The 12,931-nt window shown below is 47.1% G+C and carries 9 protein-coding genes; 1 reads left to right on the top strand and 8 read right to left on the bottom strand.

All coding sequences use genetic code 11. The features are described from left to right. The first annotated feature begins 306 nt into the window (after nt 1–306). Nucleotides 307–1,272, top strand: a complete 966-nt coding sequence (locus tag CTT30_RS17465) for a LacI family DNA-binding transcriptional regulator (protein WP_239864448.1) — start codon at nt 307–309, stop codon at nt 1,270–1,272. Between the two features lie 172 nt (nt 1,273–1,444). Here CTT30_RS17465 and CTT30_RS17460 read toward each other — a convergent pair whose 3' ends face one another. The 8 genes from CTT30_RS17460 to CTT30_RS17425 form a co-directional block, all read right to left on the bottom strand. Continuing rightward, on the bottom strand, nt 1,445–3,424 hold the full coding sequence (locus CTT30_RS17460) for an alpha-amylase family protein (protein ID WP_252037292.1): 1,980 nt from the start codon (nt 3,422–3,424) through the stop codon (nt 1,445–1,447). After that, nucleotides 3,418–4,986, bottom strand: a complete 1,569-nt coding sequence (locus CTT30_RS17455; RefSeq protein ID WP_252037291.1) for a glycoside hydrolase family 32 protein — start codon at nt 4,984–4,986, stop codon at nt 3,418–3,420. Before CTT30_RS17455 ends, CTT30_RS17460 begins: the two co-directional genes overlap by 7 nt. Nucleotides 4,987–5,057: 71 nt before the next feature. Next, nucleotides 5,058–6,068 carry an OmpG porin family protein gene (locus CTT30_RS17450; protein ID WP_252037290.1) on the bottom strand — a complete coding sequence of 337 codons (1,011 nt, stop codon included), beginning with the start codon at nt 6,066–6,068 and terminating at the stop codon, nt 5,058–5,060. A gap of 181 nt (nt 6,069–6,249) precedes the next feature. Continuing rightward, nucleotides 6,250–7,383, bottom strand: a complete 1,134-nt coding sequence (locus CTT30_RS17445; RefSeq protein WP_021457425.1) for an ABC transporter ATP-binding protein — start codon at nt 7,381–7,383, stop codon at nt 6,250–6,252. Nucleotides 7,384–7,437: 54 nt separating this feature from the next. Beyond that, a complete protein-coding gene (gene pgmB / locus CTT30_RS17440) occupies nt 7,438–8,070 on the bottom strand; it encodes a beta-phosphoglucomutase (RefSeq protein ID WP_006961324.1) in 633 nt (210 codons plus the stop codon). Then, on the bottom strand, nt 8,063–10,405 hold the full coding sequence (locus CTT30_RS17435) for a glycoside hydrolase family 65 protein (protein WP_252037289.1): 2,343 nt from the start codon (nt 10,403–10,405) through the stop codon (nt 8,063–8,065). Before CTT30_RS17435 ends, pgmB begins: the two co-directional genes overlap by 8 nt. A gap of 18 nt (nt 10,406–10,423) precedes the next feature. After that, nucleotides 10,424–11,842 carry a carbohydrate ABC transporter permease gene (locus tag CTT30_RS17430; RefSeq protein ID WP_252037288.1) on the bottom strand — a complete coding sequence of 473 codons (1,419 nt, stop codon included), beginning with the start codon at nt 11,840–11,842 and terminating at the stop codon, nt 10,424–10,426. After that, nucleotides 11,835–12,929: a carbohydrate ABC transporter permease gene (locus CTT30_RS17425; protein ID WP_006961327.1), complete on the bottom strand. Its 1,095-nt coding sequence runs from the start codon at nt 12,927–12,929 to the stop codon at nt 11,835–11,837. Before CTT30_RS17425 ends, CTT30_RS17430 begins: the two co-directional genes overlap by 8 nt. Nucleotides 12,930–12,931: the final 2 nt, after the last annotated feature.

The following is a 12,931-nucleotide window of genomic DNA, read 5'->3' as shown; positions in this document are numbered from 1 at the left end:
AATCCACCGAACTATGTTTGCATTAGAGCGTCCTAATCAATCCAGTTTGCATTTTTAAGTTATCAGAACCACTAAAGTCTGATCTGTGATGATGAACACACAACGTAACCGGTTACTTACAAATAAGTAAATAATGTGACAAAAGTTCAAATTTTAGGCGAATATTTGATATCAACACAGGAAAAAGACAATAAATACGCTCATTTAAATTTATTGTGCTCAAAATCAAGTAATCGGTTTCTCATGATTGTGAAACCGATTACTCATGTTATAGTGACCACAAATTCAGAGCCTTAAAAAGCGGTTATGACTCAAGAACCCAAACTCAATATAAAAAAAGTGGCCGAAATTGCCGGCGTGTCCGTCGCATCTGTTAGTCGATCACTCAATGGCAAAGGTGGTATCAGTGAGTCCACACGACAGAAAGTGCTGGATACCTGTAAAGCTCTTAATTACAACCCAAGTCTAACTGCTCGTAAGTTGTCGAGCGGAAAAGATATCAGTATCGCCATCCTTCTAAGTCGTAACGACACACAACTTTCTCCATACATGACATTGATGTATAGCAATCTACTGGATGAATTAAACAAACGAGGTTTAGCTCCAGAAATCGTCTATCACGAAGAAGTCGATACCATTAAACAGCGTGCTTGTGGGTGCATTGTCATTGATGCGACGGAAGGAGATGAGCGCCTTGCTTCATTAAAACAACAACAAGTGCCTTATGTTAACGTCGGCAAAAAAGTCGATGGGTGGTGGGTCGCGCCAGATGAATACATGGGGATCAGACAAATCACCCTTAACTTGGTAAATAAAGGTAAAAAACGCATTGCCTTTGTTATTGCAAGAGATAATAACCCTGTAGAAGAAAGCTTGCGTTTTCAAGGATATAAGAGTGCTTTGGATAGTGTTGGTCTACCGAGCAAAGCGATTATATTTGAAGGTAGGCATTTCCAAGGAATGCATGCTTGCTCCTATTTTTTCCGCAATCCTGAGTTATTGGATCAATTTGATGCGTTTGTTTGTCATTCTGATGAAATTGCTCTTGGTGTCGCAGAATCAATAAGTACTCAGAATCGAGCTATCCCAGATGACATCGCCATTACAGGTTTTGACGATCTACCAGTGGTATCAACCGATCTGACAACCGTTCGTCAAGATTTGGCTCATATTGCCAGCAAAGCCGTTGAATGCCTCGACTTAGCAAAAACCGGACAAGAGCCTTTTGGCGTTATAAGCCCTGTCGAGGTGATTTCCCGTCTAACGGGTTAGTGATAAATTTTGCTCACTATAGGCTCGAAATACCATGTACAAACTAAAACGCGATACCAATCGGTATCGCGTTTTTTGTATTCTATAACACTTTGTTTAGGCCAGCTTTTGTTGTAGCGAATGTAACGTTGGCAAAACCGTCATAGCCCCTTTCTGCGGCGTCACCAATCACTCAAACTCGGTTTGAAGTCACCTCATTCATACCTTCATTTAGCTCTAACCAAAGCACATCGTAAGCCGCTAGCTCTAACAGGTCGCCAGTCATACGATTACCTGTCAGCTTATCGACAACTTGTGTTTGTTTGCAGCCTTGGTTCTTATCAGCATGTAAGATGTCGCAAATCGAAACCGGCAAAGTTTGCGTATGCTCGCTGAAATTACAAATTGCCAGAAGCTTACTGCCATTTTCATGTTCGCGGCAGTACGCAAACAGATGCGGGCGATAGGTGTCCAAAATTTGCGTTTTCGCTGAACCAAACACTTCGTTGGTTTTGCGTAGTTTGATCATATGGTTAAGATCAGAATAAACACGATTTTGATAAGTGCCAAGAGTATTAGCCAACTCGATCGAATCTGGCGTTATTTCTGGACGATTAACCCAGCGTGCGTCATCGCGTTTGAATTCATCACCTAGGTAGCTGTGGTCATTTAAAATACCGAGCTCGTCTCCCTGATAAATCAACGGAATACCGCCAATGCTAAGGTTGATGCTGTTCAATAGGCGAATACGTTTAAGTGCAAACTCAATTGCTTGTGAATCGTCAGCTTCAATCGCTTTTTCTACGCCCGCTAGAGATGCTAACGAGCCGCACACTCTACAATCGCCCGTAGTCGGGTTTTCTTGGAACGGCACGCCCTGAGAGAATGAACCCTCAAACTTGCCGGTATAAAACTGATTTAGGAAGCGGCGGTGATCATAGCCGTTAATGCCAAGCTGCTCAGCTACCGCATCATCAAATGTCCAACCAATATCATCGTGACAACGAATGTAGTTGACCCATGAGCATTGGTCTGAGATCTCGAAGCTTTTCTTTAGAGACGCTGTCAGTAGCTTGGTTTCACGTGTTGCCAAACTTTCCCACATCAGCGCCATCATTAATGGGTTGTAGGATAACTGACACTCTTGCTTGTCGATATACTGTGCCACTTCGTCTGGGTGCACAATCGCTTCTGATTTGAACAACACAGCAGGCGCTGCGATCTGTAAACAGGTGTTGAAACACTGAATCAGCGTGTGTGCTTTCGGCAAGCTTTCACATTGGGTCCATTTCTCTTTCCAAATGAACGCGAGCGCATCAAGACGTAACCCTTCACAACCAATATTGGCGAGGAACAACATTTCATCGGTAATGGCGTTAAACACCGCTGGATTTGAGTAGTTGAGATCCCATTGGAAGCTGTTGAATGTGGTCCAAACGTACTTCTCTACATCCTCTAAGAATGTAAAGCTGCCACGACGAACGGTTGGGAAGATCTCTCGGCAGGTTTGGTTGTACTCATCCACTTCCTTTTTATCGGTGAAGAAGTAATAAAAATCTTCAAACTCGGGGTTACCTCTGCGTGCCTCAACCGCCCATTTGTGCTCATCAGAGGTATGATTGAATACAAAATCCAGCACCAAACTGATGCCTTCATCACTCAACGCCTCAGCGAGCTGCGCCAGATCTTTCTCCGTACCCAGTTTGGGATCAACCTTGCGATAGTCCGATACTGCATATCCACCATCGCTGTCGCCTTCTGGCGCTTTGTAAAGCGGCATGAGGTGCAGATAGTTAACACCCAGTGATTTTAGGTAAGGAATTTTCTGCTTCAGCTTCTGTAAATCTCCAGCAAACAGATCCACATATACAGCCATGCCGAGCATCTTTTCACTGCGATACCAAGTTGGATCTTTAAGTCGTTTCTCATCAAGGTTCTTCCACTTACGTTTACGACCAGAAAAGGCCTTGGCAAGCACTACCACCAGATTTTGTAGGTGCAAGAAAAAATCATAACGCTCGCCGTAAAGCGTGTGTAGTTGCCCAACCAAAGATGGGAAATGCTGTGCTAGGCGTTCAAGAAACACCTTTTCGTCTTTTTTGGTGAGTTTAGGTAGCTCTACTGAATCAAGCACTTGTTGGAGTGCTTGCTTAGTTTGTAATTCGTTTAACATGTTTTCTCTCCTGCCAAGCTAGATACTTGAACGTTGCGAAGTGCTAGCGAGCCGCTATCCACGCTTAGGGCGACACTTGCTTGCGTCTCTTTGGCATAAACAAGGTTGGTAAAGCTGAATTGGCCAGCGTTGATCAGTAGCTCGACCGAGCCTTTGTCTATCAACACTTCGACTTGGAATTTGTTATCAATCGGTAAAGTCACCCGATAGTCATGTGGGAAGTGCTCATCAATCCGTTCAGTGCCAAACTGACCACGGCGCACTGAACGCACCTCAACCCCTTGCTCTACAAGAACAAACTCAAAGTAAACCGGATTATCTTGGTAAGCATTCAAGTGCAACGTTTGTGTATCTTGTAGAGCCACATCCGCGCTGAACTTCATGACTTCTTGTTGGCTATAGAGGCTAATCGCTTGTTCATCACTTGGCTCTGGCGTTTGTACATCAAGGCTTAACGCCTGATTAAGCTCTTTAACAAAACGTTGTCCTACGCGTAGCCCTGCTTTACCGTCAAACAGGAAGAGTTCACGAGGCATGGCCATCGAACTGCGGAACTGTTGAGTTGGCAGCTCAAGTGAGTACTGATGGTTGCTCATCCATGTGCTGACAATTCGGCGACCTTCTGCTTTGGGGATGTCAGAAAATGACTGAGTCGCGTAGTAATCACGACCGAAATCGAGCCACAATATAGTCTCTGGGTGATTATGATTCACAAAGGTTTCGCCATCAAAGTCACCAACGAAGTACTGCGTTCCTGCACCACCACAGTGTGCGCCCTCACCAATGCCAACCACCAACACCCAACGCGTTTCTTGTGAGCCTTCGATCGGCAGTTCAAACAAGTCTGGGCATTCCCAAGGGCCTTTGCTGTGGGCACCGTGGCGGTAACCAAACTCGCTCACCAAACGCCAGTCCAATAAGTTAGTTGAACGGTAGAACTCAATATGTTGACCGCAAGACACCGCCATCACCCACGCTTGGCTTTGCTCATGCCAAATCACCTTAGGATCACGGAAATCTGGGTTACCACGTGCTGTGATGATCGGTGCTCCATCAGCGTATTTTTTCCACGTTAAACCATCTTGGCTATAAGCAAGTGACTGCTGCTGAATAGGGTCTTCCACTTCAGTGCCATTGGCCAATGTCACTTTAGGTTGAATGAACGACGTGTAGAACGCCAATAAGCCTGGTTTACCCTTCTCGAATAAGCCTGAAGTGTTATGCCAATCAACAATCGCACTTCCCGAGAAACACATGCCAGATTCATCGGGATAAAGCGCAGGCTCAAGCTCTTGCCAATCAATCAGGTTGGTACTGATTTTGTGCCCCCAGTGCATTGGCCCCCAAACGGTGTCGTTTGGGTAATACTGGTAGAACTGGTGATAATGACCATTGAAGAACACTAATCCGTTTGGATCATTCATCCAACCCGAATCCGGTGTCATGTGAAGGTATGGGCGGTATTTTTCTGTCATTTTCCAACCTGTAAAGTCGTTGAATACGTCTGGGTTTGGTTCAAAAAAAGGAGCCGGACAGGCTCCAAACGGACTCAAAGCTGCCAATGTCAGTCCAAAACCAGAAATATTAAATGCAGTGGAAACTCTCCTCCTGAGCATCAGGAGGAGAGGTCATTTTAGAAGCTGTAGTTCACGCCAATCAGACCAAATGGCAGGGTGTTTTCACCGTCTTGACCATCGTCGAAGACTACATCAACTGTTTTGTAGCTGAACTCGCCAAATACGCTCCAGTTTTTCGAAATAGGATAGTTAGCCGACGCACCTAGCTTGACGTAATCCTCAGAGTGCAGGCTGGCCCCAGTACGGTCATTTTCTTTGTCGAACTTGCCGATTTCAGCGAAGAGAGCCGCGCTCCAGTGACCGAAGCTGTACCACATCCCCGGTTTAATGATGGTTTCCGTTTCAACTTCTTTATCGGCGTCACCTTTAGCGTCCCAAACACCTTGCTGGTAGCGGAAGTTAATCCACGCTCCCATGTTTTCTGCGATCTTGAAGCCAAAGCCAGGTTCTAGCTCGTAGTAGTCAAAGTTTCCGAGGTTTTGCTTAATCTCGACGTGATACAGAGCGTAGCCGTGAAAATCTAGCCAATCGTTAATCTGGTATGAGCCAAATACTTTACCTTCAGGCGTGCTTCGCTTATCCGCGCTTTCCTGAGCGTATTTCACACCCCAACCGATGCTGCCATTATCAATGGCGTAAGGTTTATTCAGGTATATCTCTGTAATGTCATTCACTCCATCATGATCGGCACTAAACAGCTCTCCTGAGTAGTTAAACTCTCGAGCCATGTAGAAGCCAAAATCCACACCTGCCCAGTCTTCATGGCGGAAGTTGCCGTTCGCCAGTGAGTATTTGACTTTACCGCCATTGTTCAGCACTTCGCCGTTTTTGACTTCTTTCCACTGCTCGATTTCAACGTTGGTGCCAATCGTACCGTGCAGTTTGCTGTCTTCACGAGGCTCAGCATTCAATGCTGTTAACAACTCAGCTTTCGAATACTCGTTTTCTAGCGCGCTCAGCTTGGCTTTCAGCTCAGCTTCTTCAGGGTTAACTTTTTCGTTGGCGATTGCCACGCCGGAAATTGTGAGTGCAAGAAGTACAGAGGATGCCACTACTGTCTTTTTCATGAGGTATACCTTATTATCTCAGTGTTACTGTCTGTCCCGCGCCAACGGGATAGTTTTTTGATGCCTGCGCCAACAGGCATTAAGTGCACATTCAAATCAGTCGAAAGCTGAATTTTGAATGCAGTAATCCAGAGCCCGCCGCCAAGCGGGCTTTTTTATCGTTGTTATGATTTAGGGGTAACTAGCTGGCTTGCTGAATTTGCGGTGGAAGCGTTATCAGGTCATCAATGGTTTTACCACGCTTAAACGCCAGCCCTTTGCTATCGAAAAGATGACACTTCTCAGCAGGAATTCGGATATTTAGCCTTTGACCGATTTCAACGTGGACAGTCCCCGGCACACGCACCAAGACTTCCTGACCGCCACGAACCAGTGTAGTGTAAAGCAGCGATTCCGTTCCCAGACGCTCTAGACCTTCAACAATAACGCCCACTCCCTGCTCATCGAGGTGGATATCTTCTGGTCTGATGCCCAAAGTCATTAGCGCGCCCTGTGTTGCAGCAGTCGCGTCAACATCGGCTTCAAATGTGTAATCACCCACTTCTACCCTTGCCTGATCGCCAGTCGCCTCAACCAATGTTGCTGGCAGCAAGTTCATTTTCGGCGATCCGATGAAACCGGCGACAAACAGAGTTTGTGGGAAGTAGTACAGCTCCAGAGGCGAGCCGACTTGCTCTACCACACCGGCACGAAGGACAACTATTTTATCCGCCAACGTCATCGCTTCTACTTGATCATGCGTGACATAAATAACCGTCGACTTCAGTTTCTGGTGATATTCCGCCAACTGTAGACGCATGCGAACACGCAGCGAAGCATCTAAGTTTGATAGCGGTTCATCGAGTAGGAAAAGCTTAGGGTTGCGTACAATCGCTCGGCCAATTGCCACGCGTTGACGTTGACCACCTGATAGCTGGCTAGGTTTCTGCTTCAGCAGGTTAGTCAGTTCCAGCATTTCCGCTACCTGACGAACTGCTGAATCAATGTCTTCTTTGCTTTTCTTTGCCAGTTTCAGGCCGAAAGCAATATTTTCGTAGACCGTCATATGCGGATAAAGCGCATAAGATTGGAACACCATGCCGATGCCACGGTCTGTAGGCGAAAGGTTGTTCACCACTTCACCATCTAAGCACATCTCTCCTGATGAAATCTCCTCCAAGCCAGCCACCATACGTAGCATGGTTGACTTACCACACCCTGATGGGCCAACGAATACCGTGAACTCTCCGTCTTCAATGGTCAGGTTGGCATCCTTGATGATGTGTGCACCATCAGGATAGATTTTATTGATGTTCTTCAGTTCTAAACGTGCCATTGTTCTACCTACGTCTTTAATGAGGGCGAGCAAGCTCGCCCATTGTTATTGTTGCTACAGGATTTCAGCCAAAGTCAGCTTGGCAGTATCATCGAAGCGCCATGTCGCGTGACCAACTCGGTCGTTAGGACCAATACCGACAACACGCATTCCCGCTTCTTTTGCCGCGTCTACACCTGCTTCTGCATCTTCAACCACGATGCACTCGTCAGCGTTTACACCAACTTGGCCCGCCGCATGGATGAACACGTCCGGCGCTGGTTTAGAGCGCTGCACTGACCAGCCGTCACCAATCGCATCAAACAGTGGCGTTAGGCCAAGGCGGTGAAGAATAGGACGAGCATTCTTACTTGCTGACGCCAACGCGACTTTGATGCCACGTGCATTTAACTCAAGTAGAAATTGCTCAATACCTGGTAGAACGTCTTTTGCAGAAATCGTATTCAGCAGATCCACGTAATAATCGTTCTTGCGCTTCATCAACTCTGCAAACTTCTCTTCGCTGATCTCTTTCCCGTTCAGGATGATGTTCAAAGACGCCTGACGAGACACACCACGCAGCTGTTCGTTGATTTCGCGGTCGAAGTAGTAACCTTCTTCGTTCGCCATACGTTGCCACGCTTGGTAGTGCAGCTCTGCGGTATCGGTAATGACGCCATCTAGGTCGAAAATGAATGCCTTACACATTGAAAGTCACCTCTGTTGAATCGATAACACGTGGCTCGCCTGCAACTTCGATGTTTAGCGCTTGGCCGTTGAATTCAGGGCGTTCAATACGAACTTGCTCTTGATCTACCGTTACTTCCAAACGCTCACCTTTCCAGTAGATTGGGAAGTTCAGGCTGTCCCACTCTTTTGGAAGGTTAGGGTTAATACGCAGGTTGCCACCTAGCATACGTACGCCACCAAAACCGTAAACTACACACTGCCACATGCCGCCGATAGACGCCGCGTGAATACCGTGATCCGAACTCTTCATGTTCTGGCCGATGTCGATAGATGCAGCCTGTTGGAACAGATCGTAAGACAGCTCTGGGTTACCCACATCTGACGCCAATACCGAGTGCGTAGATAAGCTCAGCGATGAATCGTGTAGCGTCTTCGGCTCGTAGTAGTTCCAGTTTGCTAGCTTAGTTTCAAGGTCGAACTTATCTTCTTGCTGAAGGAACAGCACCATGATGTCCGCCTGCTTAGAAACCTGCATCTCGTTAACCTGCTCTAGGTTGTAGTCCTGGAACAGACCACCGACGAATGGCTGCTCTTTGTACTTAGTCAGGTCAATGATTTCTTTCTGCAGGTAAGTGTCATCCTGTGGAATAACCTTATCTTCTTCACGTGGCTGTGGCAGGTAGATGTTGTCTACGCGCTCTAGCCACATCTTGCGAGCTTCAATTAGGTTTAGCTTGTCAGAAAGCTTAGCCAGTAGTTCTGGGTTAGACGTTTCTAGATCTTCGTAGTAACGAATCGCCAGCTTGATGTTCTCTACTGCCATGTAGTTAGTGAACGCATTATTGTCGATGTGCTCTTTGTACTCATCAGGACCGATAACATTGCAGATGCCCCACATCTCTCGATCTTCTAGCCACTCTAGACGGCTAGTCCAGAACGTTGCTGTGTCGAACATGATCTCGTAGCCCATGTCGTCCATGAACTTCTGGTCACCTGTGATTTGGTAGTACTGCCACAATGCGTAAGTGATGTCACATGTGATGTGCTGCTCGATAAAGCCAGACCAGATCTTAGTCGACTTACCTGTAATGATATCTACCGCGCCCCATACTGGCGTTACTTCTTCACCTGTTAGCGCTGATTCCCATGGGAACTGTGCACCTAGGTAACCGTTGTCTGCTGCTTTCTTACGTGCGCCTCCTAGCGTGCGGAAGCGGTACTCTAGTAGGCTGCGAGCCACTTCTGGCATTGTGTAGATGAAGAACGGAAGCATGAAAACTTCTGTATCCCAGAACGAGTGGCCTTTGTAGCCTTCGCCAGACAGACCTTTCGCACCGATACCGAAACGAGAATCGTGCATTGGCGTGAAGATGTTCAGTTGGTACTGCGCAAAACGAATCGCCAGTTGGTCAAAGTCATTACCACCGATGGTGATGTTCATGCCTGCCCAACGCTTGTCCCACTCTGCTGCACTCTCTTCTAAAAGCTCATCAAAGCTGCGGTCTGCATTGTTTTTAAGGTTAGTCAACGCATGGTCACGCAAAGCCTGAAGTTCGTATCCTTCAACGTCGAACTGCTTATCGCGAGAGGTGTGCACCACACCAACTTTCTCTGTACCGAACGTTTCGCCCGCTTTCAGATCGTGGTGGATGTTTAGCCATACTTTACGGCGGTCCATTTGCAGACCTGGGTCAATCTCAATTTCCTGACCATCCACAAGGTAGCGGTGAGATGTTAGGAATACAAAGTCTACTTTGCTTTCTGTGGTGTGCTGCAGAAGCTCGATAAAACGCTTGTCGTAAATACGCTTTTCACCTTCGTGGAAGTGCTGTGCGCCTGAGTTAGAAAGCTGCGCGTCCACACCAGAGCGGATTTCGATTTTCGCATCGCTGTTTAAAGCTTTAACTTGAACGTCGAATGCCATTAGATGAAGGTTTGCTTGCGAGAAGAAACGGCGGAAGCGCATCTCGAAGCTCTTGCCTTCTGTGTTTGTCCAAGTGAATTCACGGATGAGTTCACCGTTTTTCACGTTCAGACGACGAGAGTAGTTGCTTACCTCGCCTGTTTCTAGGTGAAAACGACGGCCATCAATGAAGATTTCAATCGCACTCATGTCTGCAGAGTTTGGCAGCTCGGTCACTTCGTCTGCGTCAAACTTGTTGTAAGTACCCGCAACAAAAAGGTTGCGAACCTGTCCCACGTATTTTTCTTCCGTTGCACTACGCGCGCCCATGTAGCCATTTCCTTGGCTCATTACTACTTCACATTTACCTTGGAAAGCTGAGTCAAAAGCCGTCTCTTCAACGATCCAGTTTTTTAGTTCGCCTTGACCAGCGTTGTAGTTCATAAACATCTTAAATATCCCCGAAATTTAACCTTTAACAGCGGAAGAAATATCGTTACCCACGAAGTAACGTTGGAAAACCATAAATACAATCAGTACTGGGATTGTTGACAGGAAAGCCCCCGCCAAGATCAGGTTCCAGTCACCTGCTACGCCATAGGCGTTACGTAAACTCAATAGGCCAACAGGAAGCGTGAATGCATCAGCTGGGCTGTTGATCACCACCAGAGGCCAGAAGAAGTCGTTCCATGCCCCTTGGAATCCAAGGATGGTCACCGACAAGATGGCTGGCTTCGCCAGTGGCATAAATACCTTCCAAAGAATCACAGCAGGGCTTGCGCCATCTACGATTGCCGCTTCTTCCAGTTCTTTCGGAATGTTCTCGAAGAACTGTTTCATGATCAGGACCTGACCCGAAGCAACGACCGCCGTAATGACCGCCCATGGCGTATTCAATAAGCCGATATCTTTATAAATTAGGTAGTTAGAGATGAAGGTTACTTGTCCCGGAATCATCATGCTGAACAACATGAAGGCAAACACAGCACGGGCACCAGTGAACTTCAATCGAGCTAAGGCATAACCAGCAGTACATGCAAAGAACAAGGTCAGAATGACCTTACCAATCGCTATGAAGAACGAGTTGATGGTCCAGCTCATGAACAGGCTCTTACCGGTCTCTAAACTGACTGACTCGGTGTACACGCGAACGTAAGACTTAAACACGTAACCAATCACACCCGGTGCTGCGTTATCCCAAGCCGCTACACGACCACGACGTTCCATCTTGCTTGGTGCTAGTGTGCTATCAATCAGAACCTGCCCGCGCGGCGCTTCTACGGTTAGTGGTAGCGTTGCAATCTCAGGACCTTGACCTTGATACTTGATGGAAAATGCCCACGTTTGGCTGTGGCCTTGCTTAGTCAGTTCACGACGACCACGCTTCTCTACAAACGTCACGTTGTCGTTAGTGTCTACCAACACTGGCTCGCTGACTTTTGCGTAATCAGCAGCAAAGTCGGTCACGATAGCCGCAGCCATACCTGTACCAGGGCGACGACGTGGCACTTCAATTTCAGGTATTTTCAGTTCCTTGCCGTCTTCCACCGCGTAAGTCACGGTGAAGTTCACTTCTGCGCCCGGAGCGAAACCACCGAACATTGGCGCATCGTTACCTTCTTTACCGAGCTGGTAAGCCGCGCCCCAGTTACTAGGCTGAACCTGAGCAAAGTTGAACTTAAATGGCTGCTCCAACGGGTCATCTTTCAGACTCGCCAAGAACGCCACCACGAAGGTCCCTAACATCACTGTAGCCACGAGTAGTAAGGCACTGTAAACCCAAGCTACTTTCGCCCAGCGACGACGCGCTTGAAACTTTGAAATCTCTTCCATAGATGCCATAGGTTTTGCATCCTCATGGTTGATTGCTGACATTTGGTTAGCCATCTGCTTTCTCCTTCACTCCAAAGATTTTCTGCAGATAAACCACTGCCAGCGTGATAAACGCCAATACCAATGCCGCTGCGCTTGCCATACCAATTTGCGGAGTGCCACCTGGTGGGAACGCATTGTGATATACGTAGTACGCCAGAGTAATGCGAGACTCTAATGGTGCTGCCGAGCCAAGCAGTGCCACTTGGTCAAACATCTGCAACGTACCAATGATTGAGAAAGTCACGACAACAAATGTCACTGGTGCAAGCTGAGGAATCGTAATGTTCCAGTGCTGCTGCCATTTGTTTGCACCATCAATATGAGCCGCTTCATAAAGCTCACCCGGAATGCCTTGTAAACCGGCTAAGAACAACAACATGAAAGTTGGAATCGTGGTGTAAATGTTCTGAATGACAATTGCCCACAGAGTCAAAGGCATTGGACCGACGTTATCACGAGTGTTGAGCCAGTTGACCTCAACCACGTCTTTCGTCACTTCAATCCAACCCACTGCACTCGCCACAAAAGTCGCTACGCCCGCAATGATGAAGGAAAGTATCGCCCATGCTGGATCAAACCAACCGACAGGCAGACCTTTCATCCGGTCTTTCGTCACCAAGACAAACTGAGTCACAATGGCCACAAGCGCAAAGCAGCTCAGGTGCGGGTAGTGATTGACAACATCCGTCACAAAGCCATTTAAGTAACCGTTCTTTTGGTAGAACCAAATGAAGATCAAGGTGACAGCGGCACTCGACAAAATACTCGGTAAGTAAAATGCCGTTCTAAAGAAGCTTTTGGCACGAATTTTTGAGTTGACTAAAATTGCTAAGCCGAGTGCCAAAACAGTTTGCACACACGTTACAATCAGAGAAAACCAAACGGTGTTAGCCAAAGAAAGTAAAAACAGATCATCGGTAAGCAGTGCTTTGAAGTTTGCCAGACCGACCCAGATTGCATCGCTGAACAAGTCGTACTCAGTAAAACTGAAGTAAACCGTTCTAACCAACGCATAAAGAAAGAACACCACCAAAGTCAGTACAAATGGCCCAGCAAGGAGCCATCCATAAACTTGTTGGCGTAAACGTAAAGAGTTCATCA

The sequence above is a fragment of the Vibrio coralliilyticus genome (genome assembly GCF_024449095.1).
Taxonomy (GTDB): domain Bacteria; phylum Pseudomonadota; class Gammaproteobacteria; order Enterobacterales; family Vibrionaceae; genus Vibrio; species Vibrio coralliilyticus_A.
Note: the sequence above shows the minus strand (reverse complement) of the source record. Positions and strands in the feature narration are given on the sequence as shown.